Here is a 15988-nt window from a genome sequence, read left to right on the forward strand (position 1 = left end):
CACAGTTTTTGGGACGGTCTGATGAGAGGCCGAATAAGAAACAGGGCTGGTTACTCATCTCGTAAAGAACGCCTGGTGTGGTTATAGTCTGATATGACATGGTGTAGTACTGAGGCTAAAAAGTATTGGAATGAAGAAATTAACGTGTCCCGCCTGCGGTAAACGTGTGCTATCTAAAATTCAATGTTTTAACTCGTGTAGATTCTCCCCTTTGACGTGTAGTGAATGCAAGTCTGAAATATACCTTTATAGCTTGGATATGGTTCTATTTCAGCTCAGGTTTATGGCTTTATGGTGTCTTGGTGGTTTCGTTGCATACTCCTTGTCATTACCTGTGTGGCTCTTTCTGTTGTGGGCTGTCATCGCGCTTTGGGTAGCGTTCAGACATGCTTTCTCTAGCCCTCGGCTTGTTGTTAAAGGGCGATGAAACCAGTCTGATATTATTCCCAGTTATGGGTTTTAATGCTCAGGTTATTAGTGAAGTTACTTGGTATATTATATATTGACCTTTGATTTCACCATTACGTACGTTTTAAATAAACTCGCCAGTGGTGTCTGCGCCTGGTGTTGAAAACATAATGGGTGGAAAATGTAAACATTAAAAAGATCATATCTATGCTAATCAAATAGTGTTGATATTGACACAAAAACACCCGCAACTGCGGGTGTTTCAAACGTACTTTCAGCAGTTTTAGTGTTGCGTCTACTGCTTTTATTACTGCGCCAGAAAGCCACCGTCGGCGGCGTAGTAGGTGCCGGTAACGAAGGAGGCGGCGTCGCTGGCCAGCCAGGCCACTGATTTCCTGTGGTTCACCCAGGCGGTTAAGGGCATGTTTGCCGACCACGCCGTGTTTGGCCGCGACATAGGCGGAGGATTGGGCGATGCCCACCTGACCAAGCACCGAGGCCATGTTGATGATGCTGCCTGAGCCTTGTTTGACCATGGCTTGCAGTTGCGCCCGCTGGCAGTAAAACACGCCGTTCAGGTTCACATTGATGACCTGATTCCAGCTGTTGATCGGATGGTTTCGAATCACGAAGCCGACTTGCAGGCCTGACGGGTCAAGTCAAAAGTCGGCGACACAGAGTCGAGATCATCCGGCAGCCCCCGCAGGGCGCGGGTTGTCGCCGCCCAGTACTGTGTTGACTAACTTGGAAAGACTCGGCCGGACAGGTACGTCATTCCACTGCATTCGTCGCCTTGCACTGAACAACGGCAACACTCGCGCACGACTGCATGGATGCAGGAGGTAGAGCGAAGCAGGAAGCCCGAGCCGAGAGCCGTGCAGGATTAAATAGATGTCCTCTTTACACTTCAGAGCTTTCAGAGAGCGTGTTTGAATAGGGCAGTCTATTCAGGGCTGGTGTATACCGGCCGTTACTTCGGGAGCAGGAATCGTCATGGAAGCCAACTGGCAGCAGCCCCTTCAGCAATTCTTTGGTTTTGATGGCTTACGCCCCGGTCAACAGCCGGTGGTGGAGGCGATATTGGACGGTCGTTCGGCGGCGGCTATTTTCCCAACCGGATCGGGTAAGTCGCTGTGCTATCAGTTGCCCGCCTTGATGCTGCCGCATCTGACGTTGGTGATTTCTCCGCTGCTGGCGCTGATGCAGGATCAGGTGCAATTCCTCAAGTCGAAAGGCATTGCGGCGGCGACCATCGATTCCAGTCAGAGCCGTGATGAAACCCAGGAGGTGATGAACGGCGTTCGGTCGGGGACCATCAAGATTCTGATGGTGTCGGTCGAGCGGTTGAAGAACGAACGCTTTCGCCAGTTTATCTCGCAAGTCCCTATTTCCCTGCTGGTCGTCGACGAAGCCCACTGTATTTCCGAATGGGGCCACAATTTCCGGCCGGATTACCTCAAGTTGCCAGATTATTGCCGCGAGTTTGACGTGGAACAGGTGCTGTTGCTCACCGCCACTGCCACACAGGCGGTGATCGACGACATGCAGAAGCACTTCGCCATTGCCGCAGACGACGTGGTAACTACAGGGTTTCATCGGCCCAATTTGCGCTTGCTGGTGCAACCCACTGCCGAGTCCGAACGGACCCAAAAATGTGCCCGCTGGTTGAATCATCTGGCCGAAAAGTCAGCACAAAAACAGCAGGATTTTGCCGCCATTGTGTATGTGACGTTACAGAATACGGCCGAGCAAGTGGCGGAGGCCTTGGCCCGGCAGCTGAGCTTTCCGATACGGGCCTATCACGCCGGTTTGCCTGCAGAACAACGGGATCAGATTCAGCGGCAGTTTATGAGTGGCGAAATCCCGGTGATTGTCGCCACCATTGCTTTCGGTATGGGAGTGGATAAAAGCAATATTCGCCAGGTGATTCACTACGACCTGCCCAAGTCGGTTGAAAACTACAGCCAGGAAATTGGTCGCGCCGGGCGAGATGGCAAACCGTCGGATTGCGTTATGTTGGCGGATCAGTCCGGCCTGACGGTGCTGGAAAATTTCGTATACGGCGATGCGCCAGAGCTGAGTGGCATCGAACAGGTGATTCAGACCATTCAGCAGCAGCTGCAAACGGACCATCAGGGGGCGGCGCAGTGGGAAGTGTTGATGACGCCGCTGTCCAGTGCCACCAATATTCGTATGTTGCCGCTGAAAACCCTGTTGGTGAACCTTGAAATGCGCGGCGTGCTGACCTCCCAGTACAGCTACTTTGCCGAGTATCGCTACAAATTGCAGGGCTCTGAAGCCGAGTTGTTAGGACACTTTGACCCGCAGCGGCAGCAGTTTTTGAAGACCTTGCTGAACACCAGCAAGCAGGGCCGCAGCTGGTACACACTGGATACCGAAAAACTGGAACAGGCGTTAGCTAACGGCGGCGATGCAGGCTCCCAAAGTACAGCGGAGCCACCGCGAGTTCGTGCTCTGAAGGCGCTGGAGTTCTGTCAGGAACGCGGCTGGTTGCAGCTTGAAAGCAAGCAGATGACTGACGTGTATCGGGTGGATGCCAACAAGCTTGCAACCCCGCAATTAGCGACCAGCCTGCATCAACACTTTCTGGACAAACAGCAAAACGAAATCCAGCGCATCCATAAGATGCTCGACCTGTTTCGACAGCCGCAGTGTGTGTCGCGCCGATTGGCGCACTATTTTGGCGAAAACATGGGCCACGACTGTGGCATCTGCTCGGTGTGCCGTGGCCAATTCCAAAGCTGGCCAGAAGCTCCGGCAGACGCCTCGCTGGCTGGCATCGACCTGGCTGTTATGGTGGCGCCATTGAATCAGGCGGTGCAGCAGCAATTTGGTGTGCTGCCGTCGGTTGAACTGCAAACCCGCTTTCTGTGCGGCATTCATGTGCCCTGGTTTACCAAGGTCAAAGCTCGTTCGCTGGCAGGCTTTGGCAAGCTGGAGCAAGTACCGTATGCGGTCGTCAGGCAGGCGCTGGCTGGCGTCTGATGTTCTGCTAGAATTGCGGTCCGATAATCGGCCAGTAGCGTAATGCTGGCCTCTGCTTAACGTACAAACAAGGAGGTTGGTACGTGACATCGCCTGCCAATACGTTTTCTTTTGAGTCGGCTCTTGAACCTACCCCAAAGAGCAGCAGGGAGACCGCTGTGAAAACGACCTCTCGTCGTCAATTTCTTCACCAGATGGTCCGTGTTTCGGTTGCCGCTGCTGCCGGGCCGGGGGCCATGTCGGCGTTGGCTGAATCGGAATTTGAGCGCTGGAAGCGGGCTCAGCTGCAACAGGCAGGTAGCCCTTCGAATCAACAGCAAGCCTTTGATGTCCATCGCGAACGCCAGGATCAGCAGTTCCAGCAATATCACCAGTCCATGATGAAGGCGTACAAACAGTACACCGAACAACTGTCCAGGGTTTGGTCTGAGCCAGAAACGTCAGACCGGAATCAGTGGGTGGAATACAGTGATGACCTTGATGTTCGCCGCACGGTGGACTTTGCCAAAAATGAAGTGCGGGTGTCCTTCACCGGGGAGGCTGCGAAACAGGTAACGCCAGAGGTTATTGCCAAGCAGGTCGAGCAAATCACCGATACCACGGTGGCAGATGCCTACGACGCCGACCCCGTGTTAAAACCGCTTGAGAACGTGATTCCGGATGAACCCACTCCCGTAACGGACCAGTCTGCAGCGACCCAATCCGCTGCTGCTAATAGCTCAGTAAAGAGCTCAGCCAGCCAGGTCAAAACGCCGATGTTGGCGGGCGTTGATACCAAGCAGCTGTTGCAGCAGGTAAAACGCACACGGCCGATTGCAGTGACGACGCCGAAGGGTAAGGTCGTTACGGTCACAGTGCCGTTGCTGAAGCCCATCCCGGAACGGGCAAAAACCTTCGAGCAGCAGGTGCGTATCCAGGCCAAGCGTTGGAATCTGCCATTGAATCTGGTGTTTGCGGTGATGGAAACCGAGTCGACGTTCAATCCGATGGCCCGTTCACACATTCCGGCCTTTGGTTTGATGCAGATTGTGCCGCGCTCTGCCGGTCGGGATGCTACCAAGCACGCCTGGGGCAAGGATACGCTGCTGACTGGTAAACAGCTGTTGGTACCGGAGACCAACATTGAACTGGGCTGCGCTTATCTGAATTTGCTGAATACCCGTTATCTGAAAGCCGTCAAAAACGATGAGGCGAGGCTCTACTGCGTCATTGCTGCTTACAACACCGGCGCGGGGAATGTCGCCAGATCGTTCACCGGCAAGACCAGCGTCAAGGGGGCAGCAGCCAAAATGAATCGACTGTCGCCGGCCGGAATGAAGCAACATTTGATGGCCAGGCTGCATTACGAGGAAGCTCGTCATTACGTGGCCAAGGTGACCAAGGCCATGCCGAATTACCCGACGGCCTGAGTTTCTCTCTTCAGATGGGCGTGGCCTGCTGTCGGGTCAGCGCCCAGTCAATGTGTTCCTGCACCATGTCGCTGACTAACGGCCGTTTCTTTTGCAAGGCATCGATCACTTCCAGGCTGGCGGGCGCATTACCCAGCCCTACGGCAATATTGCGGAGCCAGTTTTCGTAACCGGTGCGGCGAATGGGCATGCCTTCGGTCTTTTTCAGGAAGGTAGCTTCATCCCAGGCGAACAGCTCCAGCAGACCGGCTTTATCAAGCTGGTGGCGGGGGCTGAAGTCTTCTTCTTCGCTGGTGTCGCTGATGCGGTTCCAGGGACATACCATCTGACAGTCGTCACAGCCAAAAATGCGGTTACCCATGGGTTCCCGCAGGGCTTCCGGGATCGGGCCTTTCAGCTCAATCGTCAGGTAGGAAATGCACTTGCGGGCATCGAGTTCGTAGGGGCCGGTAAAGGCGTCCGTTGGGCACAGGTCGAGGCAGCTGGTGCAGCGGGCGCAGTGGTTTTTTTCGTAGGGTTTATCCACCGGCAGTGGCAAGTCGGTGAGAATTTCACCCAGAAAAAAGTACGAGCCAGCTTTGCGATTGATGATCAGGGTGTGTTTGCCGGTCCAGCCGAGTCCGGCTTTTTGCGCTAACGGCCGTTCCATAATGGGGGCGCTGTCGACAAATGCCCTGAAATCCATGGCGCCAGCGGCTTCGCGCAGCTTGTTGCCCAGTTGGGTCAGACGCTTACGCACCAGTTTGTGGTAGTCCCGACCTAGCGAATAGCGTGAGATATAGGCCTTGTCCGGGTTGCGCAATTGCTCAACCTGATCAACTCCCGGGGGCAGGTAATTCATGCGGGCGCTGATGACCCGAACGGTGCCGGGGTGCAGTTTTTCCGGGTGCCAGCGCATGTCATCGTGGGCGGCCATGTAGTCCATGTCGCCGTGGTAGCCCTTGGCCAGCCAGTCCTGCAACTCTTTACCGGCTTCTGCCAGGTCGATGTCGGTAACGCCTACTTGCTGGAATCCCAGTTCGGCTGCCCATTGGTCGAGTTGCGCCCGCAACTGTTGCATGGCCATGATGTCGGCGTTGGTACCGTCTTTGATACCGGTCGTCGCATTATACTGGGCATTATCGGACATGATTGGCTAGCTATTGGCGTCAGAGGTTATAATCACTAACTTTATCACAGAGGCGTGCGGCCGTAGCGTCGGGCTAGGTGTTCGGGAGCTGGCTTTCCGGAATTATGCTGAACTTTATTGGCCAGTAACGACCTCTTAATAAACCAGCGTGTTCAAGCGCGGGCTCTTTACGGCTTGCCGGAGCACGCGTCAATGTGTCGAGTACAACTTGCATAACAGAAAGGTGACAGGGATGAAACGACCGCACAGCGTGATGGATCACCTGCCGGGAGCGGTATACACGGCAGAGCAGGTTCGTGCTCTGGACGCTGCAGCAATCTCGCTGGAAAACACCCGTACGTTCGAATTGATGGCACGCGCTGGCGAAGCAGCGTTTGCCTGCCTGATTGAGCGTTGGCCAGAAGCCGAACACCTGTGTGTGGTGGCCGGTAATGGCAACAACGGTGGTGATGGCTATTACCTTGCCGCGTTGGCGGCCTTGCATGGTATTGGCGTCAGTCTCTATACCCTTGGCGATCATTCCAACCTTTCTGAAGCCAGTCAGGAAGCCCGCACACTGGCAGACGATGCCGGTGTGGTAGCGAAGCCATTCGAAGGCGAGTTCGATTTTGATGGCGATGTGATCGTCGATGCCCTGTTGGGCACCGGTCTGAACAAGATTGTCAGCGGTCGCTACGCCGAAGCCATTCATGCCATTAATGTTCACCCGGCTGCGGTGATGTCGCTGGATTTGCCATCGGGCCTCAACGCCGATACCGGCTGCATCATGGGGGCCGTGGTGAAGGCTGATATCACGGTCAGCTTTGTGGGGATCAAGCGTGGTTTGCTGGTGGTGGAAGGCCCGGACTACTGTGGCGATATCGCATTTGCGCCACTGTCGACCCATGCCGAACTGGCATTTCAGGTAATTCCCGATGCTGAACGCATCAGCTGGTCACGCATGCAAAAAATGCAGGAGCTGTTACCGGCTCGCAGCGGCAACTCTCACAAAGGCATGTTTGGTCATGTACTGGTAATCGGTGGCGACCACGGCATGGCCGGTGCCGTGAGCATGGCCAGTGAATCCGCAGCCCGTATGGGCGCAGGACTGGTCAGCTGTGCGACTCGCCCTGAACACGTTATGCCGCTGCTGGCGCGTCGCCCGGAGGTGATGACGCTGGGCGTGAATTCCGGTCAGGAACTGATTGGCAAACTGGATGCTCCAACCGTGCTGGCAATTGGCCCGGGTCTGGGTTCCAGCAGCTGGTCGGAATTGATGATGCAGCAGGTGCTGGAGTCCGACAAACCTCTGGTACTGGATGCCGATGCGCTTAACCTGCTGGCGTCACCAGCCTGGTTCCGTGAGTTCTCCGAGCGCAACGTGGTGATGACACCGCACCCGGGCGAAGCGGCGAGGCTGCTGGGGCTGGATACCGTGGAAGTGCAGCGGGACCGTTTCAAGGCCGCCCGTGAGCTGGCCAAAAAATATCAGGCCGTGGTGGTGCTGAAAGGTCGCGGTACGCTGGTTGCTGACCCGAGTGGTCGAGTGGCGGTGTGCACCGACGGCAATGCCGGCATGGCATCCGGTGGCATGGGCGATGTGTTAACCGGTGTGATTGCCGCGCTGCTGGCACAAGGACTGGACGGCTGGAAAGCCGCTCGTCTGGGGGTTTGCTTGCACAGTGCAGCAGCCGATCTGGCAGCCGAAGAAGGCGGTCCTCGTGGCCTGCTGGCAACCGACCTGATGCCCTGGTTGCGAAACCTGAACAACACAGCGTAAGCGGCTGGTCTTGCCCGACGGGACTGGTAAACTGACGCTGAATATTACTGCAAGGGGACATCTATTTAATCCTGCACGGCTCTGCGCGAGTGTTGCCGTTGTTCAGTGCAAGGCGACGAATGCAGCGAAATGACGAACCTGTCCGGTCGAGTCTTTTCAAGTTCGTCAACACCGCACTGGGCGGCGGCAACCCGCGCCCTGCGGGGGCTACCTGATGATCTCGACTCTGTGTCGCCGACTTTTGACTTGACCCGTCAGGCCTACAAGTCGGCTTCGTGATTCGAAACCATCCGGCAGCCCAGAGTGAGCACCGGATTAAATAGATGTCCCCGTAAGACGTAACGGCGTGAGCGATATCCCGAGTGAGTGATTTACCAACCAACTCCCTGAGCAAAGTTCTCCATGGCGAAAGTGCAACCCTGGCTTTCGCTGCATCCATGGCCCCACTGCTGACGTCGGGCGGTCTGATTTTTCTGCAAGGCACGCTGGGGGCTGGCAAAACCGCATTCAGTCGTGGCCTGATCCAGGCCATGGGCCATCAAGGCCCGGTGAAAAGCCCTACCTACACGCTGGTGGAAGATTATCCATTGGCAAACACCCATGTGTACCACTTCGACCTGTATCGCCTTGGCGACCCGGAAGAGCTGGAGTTCATGGGGATTCGTGATTACATCGATGGCGATGCCCTGTGCCTGATCGAATGGCCAGATAAGGGGCTGGGCGTTCTGCCTGCTGCCGACCTGACCATTGAGCTGCAAGACCTCGGCGAATCCCGTCGCATTATCCTGACAGCGGCCAGTTCTCGTGCCGAACACTGGTTGCAACAGCTGGCGGCCAACGACGCCGACTTGCAAGCGTTCAGCAGCGGCGGTGCCGACTGATGTGGTGGCGGGTTCTGCTGCCTGTTCGTTGGGCCGTGAATGGTGTTTCGTCCGTGCTTGGCAGTCAGCGCTCAGTCAGGTTCAAAACGCTGCTGGCGACACTGGCTGTTCTGGCTGCACAGGGCTTGGCTCCAACCGCATGGGCTGATGTCGAAGACATTCGGGTTTGGCAGTCGCCGGAAAGTACCCGTCTGGTGCTGGACCTGACCGAATCCACCGAACACAAGATATTCCCGCTCAGTAACCCGAACCGGGTGGTGATCGATTTATCCGACTCCAAAATGCTGATCGATCCGTCTGCAGTGGATATTGCCGAAACCGCTGTGGCGGGGATTCGCACCGGCAGCCCCAGTAAGAACACCTTACGCATTGTGCTGGATCTTAGTGAAACCCTGAAGGTCAGCAGCTTCCCGCTGGCACCAAACGACGTTTATAAAAATCATCGTCTGGTGGTGGACCTCAAGCGTGCCGATACCGGTCAGTCTGTAGTGCCGGTGAAAGAGGTGAAAGCGCCAAAAGGCAAGGCGCGTGACATCATCGTCGCGATTGATGCCGGTCACGGCGGTGAAGACCCGGGTGCATCCGGTCCTCGTCGCACCAAGGAAAAACACGTGGTGCTGGCGATTGCCAAAAAACTCGAAAAACTGTTGAAAGACGAGCCGGGCTATACGCCATTTATGGTGCGCACCGGCGACTACTACATTGGCCTGCGTGAGCGTACCGAGAAGGCCCGCTCCGCCAATGCCGACTTCTTCGTATCGATTCATGCCGACGCCTTCAAGAACCCGAAGGCCCACGGCAGTTCGGTGTATGTGTTGTCCGATCGTGGTGCCACCTCGGAAACCGCCCGCTGGCTGGCTGATAACGAAAACAACGCTGACCTGATTGGCGGGATCTCCCTTGGCGACAAGGACGATCACCTGAAAATGACCCTGCTGGATTTGTCGATGACCTACCAGCGCAACTCCAGCAAGCGTATTGGTGCGGATATTCTCAAATACATGGGTAATATCTCTTACCTGCACAAGCGTCAGGTCGAAGAGGCCGCCTTTGTGGTGTTGAAAGCCCCCGACATGCCTGCCTTGCTGGTGGAAACCGGGTTTATTTCCAACCCCGGCGAAGAGCGCAAGCTGAGCACCAGCAGCTATCAACAGAAGATGGCCGGGGCGATTTTCAATGGCCTGAAAAAGTACTTCAAGGATCATCCGCCCAACGGCACCTTTGTGGAAAACCGTCGCAATACGGTACCCAATGCCAGTTCCGGCGGTACCCGGTCGTATGTGATTCGCAGTGGTGATACCCTGTCGGAAATTGCCCTCGATAACGGCGTCGCCATCGCTGAATTGCGCCGTTTGAACGGACTCAGCAACGACCGCATTCGCATCGGTCAAACCATCAAGATACCCAACTCCTGATACCTCATGCCCCAGATTCATTTACTGTCGCCTCGCCTCGCTAACCAGATTGCTGCTGGCGAGGTGGTCGAGCGGCCGGCCAACATCGTCAAGGAATTGGTCGAAAACGCCCTTGATGCCGGTGCCAATCGCATTGAAATTGATGCCGAGCAGGGCGGTGTAAAGCTGCTGCGTGTGCGCGACAACGGCTGTGGCATCAGCAAGGACGACTTGCCGCTGGCACTGAGCCGCCACGCAACCAGCAAGATCATCACCCTCGATGATCTGGAAGCGGTCGTGACCATGGGTTTCCGTGGCGAGGCGCTGGCGTCGATCAGTTCGGTATCTCGACTGACCCTGACGTCTCGTGCGGAAGACGCCGATCTGGCCTGGCAGGTAGAGGCCGAAGGCCGTGACATGACCACCAGTGTAACGCCAGCAGCGCACCCGACCGGCACAACGCTGGAAGTGCGTGACCTGTTCTTCAACACGCCAGCCAGACGCAAATTCCTGCGCACGGAAAAAACCGAATTCAATCATCTGGAAGAACACCTGAAAAAGCTGGCGCTGAGTCGATACGACGTGGCTTTCAGCTTGCGCCACAATGGCAAGGTGATTCACCAGTTGCGAGCGGCGGAGCGCGGCATTGAAAAAGAGCGCCGGGTGGCGGCCTTGCTGTCGCCGCAATTCATCGACAACGCGGTGCATATCGATACCGAAGTGACCGGACTGACGTTGAAAGGCTGGGTTGCGCTGCCAACCTACAGCCGCTCGCAGGCCGACATGCAGTATTTCTTTGTGAACGGCCGGGCGGTGCGCGACAAGCTGGTGGTGCACGCCATCAAGCAGGCCTACCGCGACGTGTTGTATCACGGCCGTCAGCCGGCCTTTGTGTTGTACCTGGAACTTGATCCCAAGCTGGTCGACGTTAACGTTCACCCAACCAAGCACGAAGTGCGTTTTCGCGATGGCCGTTTGGTGCACGATTTCCTGTTCCGCACCTTGCATCGGGTGTTGGGCGATGTGCGTCCGCAGGATCAATTGCCGCCGACTCAGGGTAGTGATCTGAATGCCGGAGTGGTGGTGGAACCCGGTCAGTCTGGTACAGGCCAAGGAACGGGAGTTGGAACAGGTTCTGGGTTTGGTCTGAATCAGAATAACGCGCCTGCTTCCGGGCAAGCCGCCGGTGAATTTGCCGGCCAGGAGCGGTTGCCATGGCAATCGGCTCCGGCGGGCGGTGCTGCGGTGCCTTCTGAAGGCGGAGCTGGCAATTGGGCCTCTGGCGGTTTTGGCCAGCGTCCACAGGGTTCTCAGGTAGCCGACCAAATGGCCGCTTATCGCAGTATGAGCGAACCGCTACCGGTCAATAACGACAGGCCTGTGTCTGGCATGCCACAAACACTGCCAGAACAAACCGACGACGTGCCGCCACTGGGCTTTGCCATTGCCCAGCTGCATGGCATTTATATCCTGTCGCAGAACAAGATGGGGCTGGTGCTGGTGGATATGCACGCCGCCCATGAACGCATTACCTATGAACGCCTGAAAGTCGCTGTTGATCAGCAAACCGTCGCCAGCCAACCCTTGCTGGTGCCCGAAACCCTCGCGGTATCCGAGCGCGAGGCCGATGCGGCCGAGCAATTCGCCGACGACTTCAAGGTGCTGGGGGTTGAGCTGGCCCGCTCTGGCCCGGAGTCGATCCTGATTCGGCAGATTCCGGTACTGTTGCAAGCCGCGCCGGTGCAGCAATTGATTACTGATATGCTGGGCGACCTGATGGAACATGGCACTTCCGACCGTATTCAGGCCCATCGCAACGAAATCCTGTCGACCATGGCGTGTCACGGTTCGGTGCGAGCCAATCGCAAACTGACGATTCCGGAGATGAACGGCTTGCTGCGCGATATGGAAGCCACCGAGCGCAGTGGTCAGTGCAACCATGGTCGTCCAACCTGGACGCAGCTCAGCATGACCGAGCTGGATAAACTGTTTTTACGAGGTCGCTGATGACTGCTTCACCTTCTTTGCCGCCAGCGATCTTTTTGATGGGGCCAACGGCGTCCGGCAAAACCGCCCTGGCGTTGGAACTGGTCGAAAAACTGCCTTGCGAGATCATCAGCGTGGATTCCGCGCTGGTGTACAAGGGCATGGATATTGGTACCGCTAAACCCGATGCCGAGATGCAGGCCCGTGCGCCGCACCGATTGATTGATCTGGTTGACCCGGCCGAAAGCTATTCCGCCGCCACCTTCCGGGAAGACGCTCTGCGCGAAATGGCGGAAATTACCGCCGCCGGCAAGATTCCGTTGCTGGTGGGCGGCACCATGATGTATTTCAAGTTCCTGCGTGATGGCGCGGCGGACTTGCCGCAAGCGGATGAACCGGTGCGCGCGGCACTACTGGCTGAAGCAGAAAAGCACGGCTGGCCTTGGATGCACGAGCAACTGGCCAAGGTCGACCCGGAATCCGCCGCCCGATTGAAGCCGATGGATCAGCAGCGCATTCAGCGGGCGCTGGAAGTGTATCGGGTGTCTGGCAAAACGCTGACGCAATTCTGGGCCGAGCAACAAACGGAACCCTTGCCCTACCATGTTGTCAATTTTGCAGTTTGCCCTTCCGAGCGCGCAGTGCTGCACGAACGCATTGCCTTGCGCTTCCGGCAGATGCTGCAACAGGGATTCCTGGACGAAGTCCGCGACCTTTACCAGCGTGACGACCTGCACACCGGTTTACCGTCGATTCGCGCGGTAGGCTATCGTCAGGCATGGGAGTATCTGGAAGGCCAATACGATTACGACACCATGGTCGAGCGGGGCATAATTGCTACCCGTCAGTTGGCCAAGCGGCAAATCACATGGCTCAGAAGTTGGCCAGATTTGCATTGGTTGGAAACAGATTCACCAGAACTGTGGACGTCTGCCTTGAAAATACTTGAAGCGAACGCCATATTTAGCAAGTCGTTATAAATTTACGACGGACTGGGGTAACTTTTTTATTTTTCGCCACCGAATTTGGGGCACCACTCTTTGAGGAGAACATAACAATGTCAAAAGGGCACTCTCTACAAGACCCTTATCTGAATCAGCTCAGAAAAGAGCGAATTCCCGTTTCCATCTTTCTGGTAAACGGCATTAAATTGCAGGGGCAAATCGAATCTTTTGATCAGTTCGTCATTCTGCTGAAGAACACGGTAAGCCAGATGGTTTACAAGCATGCCATCTCCACCGTTGTGCCTTCCCGCAACGTGCGTATGGCACCAGTAGAATCGAACGACGAATCCAGCGACGACAACTGATTTCAGTTGAGGAGTAGCGACTAGTTGTTCTTTGAGCGCCCACAGAGCGGTGGTGAGACAGCCGTTCTGGTGCACATCGATTTCCCGGAAGGGGCCAACCGAGAAGATTTGGCCGAATTCCGGGAACTTGTGATCTCCGCCGGAGCCGATCCGGTCGAATTGGTAACCAGCAAGCGGGATGTTCCCGAAGCCAAGTATTTCATTGGCAGTGGCAAGGTCGAGGAAATTCGCGAGCTTGTGCAGTTGCACGAAGTGCAACTGGTTATCTTCAACCACTCTATTACGCCAAGTCAGGAACGTAACCTCGAGAAAGCACTGCAATGCCGTGTGCTCGACCGAACCGGCCTGATTCTGGATATCTTTGCCCAGCGGGCACGTACTCACGAAGGTAAATTGCAGGTCGAACTGGCCCAGTTGCAGTTTCAGTCAACCCGACTGATCCGCGGTTGGACCCACCTTGAGCGTCAGAAAGGTGGTATCGGCATGCGAGGCCCGGGTGAAACCCAGCTGGAGACCGACCGTCGTTTGCTGCGCGAACGGGTCAAGAACATCAATGCCCGGTTGATCAAGGTGCGCGCCCAGCGTCAGCAAGGCCGTCGTGCCCGTCAGCGTTCATCGACGCCGACCGTCGCCATCGTGGGCTACACCAACGCCGGCAAATCGACCTTGTTCAATGCTCTTACCAGCTCCGAGGTGTACGCCGCCAACCAGCTGTTTGCAACACTGGACCCGACCTTGCGTCGGCTGCCGGTGGAGCCCATTGGGGAAGTGGTATTGGCCGACACCGTGGGCTTTATTCGTCACTTGCCGCACAAATTGGTGGAAGCGTTTCAGGCAACCTTACAGGAAGCCGCGGAAGCCGATCTGTTAATGCACGTAGTGGATTGCGCAGCCGCGGAACGCGACGACAATATTCACGAAGTGGACAAAGTGCTGGCAGAAATTGAAGCCACCGATGTGCCGCAGTTGCGGGTTTACAACAAGATCGATTTGTTGGAACACGGCAAGGCGCGCATCGACCGTGACGAGCATGGTAAGCCGGTTGCTGTATGGCTGTCGGCGATGCAACGGCAGGGGTTCGACCTGCTGGAGCAAGCCATTGGCGAGCTGATGGGTGACGACGTGATGTCGGAAGACATCGAATTGAAGCCCAACGATGCCAAGTTACGGGCTATCCTGTATGAATTGGGCGCCATTCGGGAAGAACGCTACGACGATAACGGCAACATGTTGTTGTCTATTCGTTTGCAGCGTCAGGACTTCCGCAAGGCGTTGGCGCGTGCTGACATTGCTGAAAGCCGGTTTATTCCGCAGCAGCCGGAGCCTTGGCAATAAGGCTGGTCTACAAAGCCCTTTCGAGGGCTTTGTATCGCAATATGGGCTAAAACAGTTATCATTGCGTCACATTTGAACTAGGAACAGCCCGTCTTGAATGGCTTCGGATGAGTCTGGGCGGGTTACCAAAATTACTAAAAGAAACTTCTCTGACGGAGTTAGATATGGCCTGGAACGAGCCCGGCGGTAAGGGCAATCCCAACGATCCCTGGGGTAACAACAACCGCGGCAACAACAATCGCGGTGGTGGTGGTAATCAGCCACCTGATCTGGACGAAGCACTGAAGCAACTGCTCGACAAGCTGAACGGCATGTTCGGTGGCAAAGGCGGCGGCAACTCTGGCTCAGGTAACGACAACGGTGGTGGCGGTATCGCTGGCATGTTGACGATTGGTGCTGCCATTGTGCTGGTTCTGGGAGTGTTCAACTCCATCTATACCCTCGATGAAACCGAACGCGGCGTGGTTCTGCGTTTGGGTGAATACCACGACACCACTGGCCCGGGTCTGAACTTCAAGGTGCCGCTGGTCGACGAAGTGATTCCGGTAAACACCACCGGTGTGCGTGAAATCGAAGTGAAAGAGCGCATGCTGACCGAAGACGAAAACATCGTCGAGATCGAGCTGAGCGTTCAGTACCGTGTGTCTGATCCGGTGGCCTACGCCCTGCGTGTGGAAGGCCCTGAACGCACTCTGGTAGCGGCGGCTGAGTCTGCCCTGCGTCACGAAGTGGGTTCTACTGAAATGGACCAGATTCTGACCGTAGGTCGTAACCTGCTGGCCGATAACGTCCAGCTGCGTCTGCAAAACTACCTCGATGTCTACCAGACCGGTATGGTCATCAGTACTGCCAACATCAAGGACGCTCGTCCACCTAGCCAGGTGAAAGACGCCTTTGACGATGTTCAGAAAGCCAAGCAGGACAAGGACCGTTTCACCAACGAAGCGGAAGCCTATGCCAACTCGGTGGTGCCTGAAGCCCGTGGTCGCGCCCAACGTGAACTGGAAGAAGCATCGGCCTACAAAGACCGTGTGATTGCTCGCGCAGAAGGTGAAGCGGCTCGCTTCAACGACCTGCTGGTCGAGTACAAGAAAGCGCCGGAAGTTATGCGTGAGCGTCTGTATATCGACGCGGTATCCGACGTATACACCAACTCCAACAAGGTGCTGGTGGATGTCGACGGTGGCAACAACATGATGTACCTGCCATTGGATCAGATCATGAAAAATATGCCGGCAGCTTCCTCAACCGGTAGTTCAGGTAATGGTCGCCTGACTGACGACGACGTTTCCCGTCTGACCGATCGTGTTCTGGAAGAAGTTCGCTCTCGTCAAACCAGCTCCACCACAACACGTCGGGAGGGTCGTTAATC

The 15988-nt window shown here is 56.0% G+C and carries 12 protein-coding genes; 10 read left to right on the top strand and 2 right to left on the bottom strand.

Going from position 1 to position 15988, the window contains the following annotated elements:
* Positions 1–521: 521 nt before the first annotated feature.
* Positions 522–1037 carry an SDR family NAD(P)-dependent oxidoreductase gene (locus ACXADJ_RS01100; protein ID WP_475062114.1) on the bottom strand — a complete coding sequence of 172 codons (516 nt, stop codon included), beginning with the start codon at positions 1035–1037 and terminating at the stop codon, positions 522–524.
* Between the two features lie 364 nt (positions 1038–1401).
* On the opposite strand from ACXADJ_RS01100, the gene ACXADJ_RS01105 reads away from it, so the two are divergent.
* Positions 1402–3414 (top strand): RecQ family ATP-dependent DNA helicase, encoded by a 2013-nt coding sequence (locus tag ACXADJ_RS01105; protein ID WP_475062116.1) that lies wholly within the window; start codon positions 1402–1404, stop codon positions 3412–3414.
* Positions 3415–3572: 158 nt separating this feature from the next.
* The gene (locus tag ACXADJ_RS01110) at positions 3573–4823 is read left to right on the top strand and encodes a transglycosylase SLT domain-containing protein (protein WP_475062118.1); all 1251 of its coding nucleotides are present in this window, start codon (positions 3573–3575) and stop codon (positions 4821–4823) included.
* A gap of 10 nt (positions 4824–4833) precedes the next feature.
* Here ACXADJ_RS01110 and queG read toward each other — a convergent pair whose 3' ends face one another.
* On the bottom strand, positions 4834–5889 hold the full coding sequence (queG, locus tag ACXADJ_RS01115; protein ID WP_475068088.1) for a tRNA epoxyqueuosine(34) reductase QueG: 1056 nt from the start codon (positions 5887–5889) through the stop codon (positions 4834–4836).
* Positions 5890–6184: 295 nt separating this feature from the next.
* On the opposite strand from queG, the gene ACXADJ_RS01120 reads away from it, so the two are divergent.
* The 8 genes from ACXADJ_RS01120 (at position 6185) to hflK (ending at position 15986) form a co-directional block, all read left to right on the top strand.
* Positions 6185–7711: an NAD(P)H-hydrate dehydratase gene (locus ACXADJ_RS01120; protein ID WP_475062120.1), complete on the top strand. Its 1527-nt coding sequence runs from the start codon at positions 6185–6187 to the stop codon at positions 7709–7711.
* A 362-nt stretch (positions 7712–8073) separates the two neighbouring features.
* Positions 8074–8592 carry a tRNA (adenosine(37)-N6)-threonylcarbamoyltransferase complex ATPase subunit type 1 TsaE gene (gene tsaE, locus ACXADJ_RS01125; RefSeq protein WP_475062122.1) on the top strand — a complete coding sequence of 173 codons (519 nt, stop codon included), beginning with the start codon at positions 8074–8076 and terminating at the stop codon, positions 8590–8592.
* Entirely contained in the window at positions 8592–10007 is a 1416-nt protein-coding gene (locus ACXADJ_RS01130) for an N-acetylmuramoyl-L-alanine amidase (protein ID WP_475062124.1), read from the top strand. The genes tsaE and ACXADJ_RS01130 overlap by 1 nt, the downstream gene beginning before the upstream one ends.
* A gap of 6 nt (positions 10008–10013) precedes the next feature.
* Positions 10014–11993: a DNA mismatch repair endonuclease MutL gene (gene mutL, locus ACXADJ_RS01135; RefSeq protein WP_475062126.1), complete on the top strand. Its 1980-nt coding sequence runs from the start codon at positions 10014–10016 to the stop codon at positions 11991–11993.
* Positions 11993–12952, top strand: a complete 960-nt coding sequence (gene miaA / locus ACXADJ_RS01140; RefSeq protein WP_475062128.1) for a tRNA (adenosine(37)-N6)-dimethylallyltransferase MiaA — start codon at positions 11993–11995, stop codon at positions 12950–12952. The genes mutL and miaA overlap by 1 nt, the downstream gene beginning before the upstream one ends.
* Before the next feature lie 77 nt (positions 12953–13029).
* On the top strand, positions 13030–13281 hold the full coding sequence (gene hfq / locus ACXADJ_RS01145; RefSeq protein ID WP_028295042.1) for an RNA chaperone Hfq: 252 nt from the start codon (positions 13030–13032) through the stop codon (positions 13279–13281).
* A gap of 24 nt (positions 13282–13305) precedes the next feature.
* On the top strand, positions 13306–14616 hold the full coding sequence (gene hflX / locus ACXADJ_RS01150; protein WP_475062131.1) for a ribosome rescue GTPase HflX: 1311 nt from the start codon (positions 13306–13308) through the stop codon (positions 14614–14616).
* 164 nt (positions 14617–14780) lie between these two features.
* Complete coding sequence (hflK, locus tag ACXADJ_RS01155; RefSeq protein WP_475062135.1) at positions 14781–15986, top strand: FtsH protease activity modulator HflK; 1206 nt, start codon at positions 14781–14783, stop codon at positions 15984–15986.
* The last annotated feature ends 2 nt before the right edge of the window (positions 15987–15988 follow it).

It is taken from the genome of Oceanobacter sp. ABM4_470 (assembly GCF_056158645.1).

What these genes read in the sequence shown, in the direction of transcription:
- ACXADJ_RS01105 (WP_475062116.1), top strand. Translation starts at nt 1,402, where the DNA reads ATGGAAGCCAACTGGCAGCAGCCCCTTCAGCAATTCTTTGGTTTTGAT.
- queG (WP_475068088.1), bottom strand. Translation starts at nt 5,889, where the DNA reads ATGGCCATGCAACAGTTGCGGGCGCAACTCGACCAATGGGCAGCCGAA.
- ACXADJ_RS01120 (WP_475062120.1), top strand. Translation starts at nt 6,185, where the DNA reads ATGAAACGACCGCACAGCGTGATGGATCACCTGCCGGGAGCGGTATAC.
- ACXADJ_RS01130 (WP_475062124.1), top strand. Translation starts at nt 8,592, where the DNA reads ATGTGGTGGCGGGTTCTGCTGCCTGTTCGTTGGGCCGTGAATGGTGTT.
- mutL (WP_475062126.1), top strand. Translation starts at nt 10,014, where the DNA reads ATGCCCCAGATTCATTTACTGTCGCCTCGCCTCGCTAACCAGATTGCT.
- miaA (WP_475062128.1), top strand. Translation starts at nt 11,993, where the DNA reads ATGACTGCTTCACCTTCTTTGCCGCCAGCGATCTTTTTGATGGGGCCA.
- hfq (WP_028295042.1), top strand. Translation starts at nt 13,030, where the DNA reads ATGTCAAAAGGGCACTCTCTACAAGACCCTTATCTGAATCAGCTCAGA.
- hflK (WP_475062135.1), top strand. Translation starts at nt 14,781, where the DNA reads ATGGCCTGGAACGAGCCCGGCGGTAAGGGCAATCCCAACGATCCCTGG.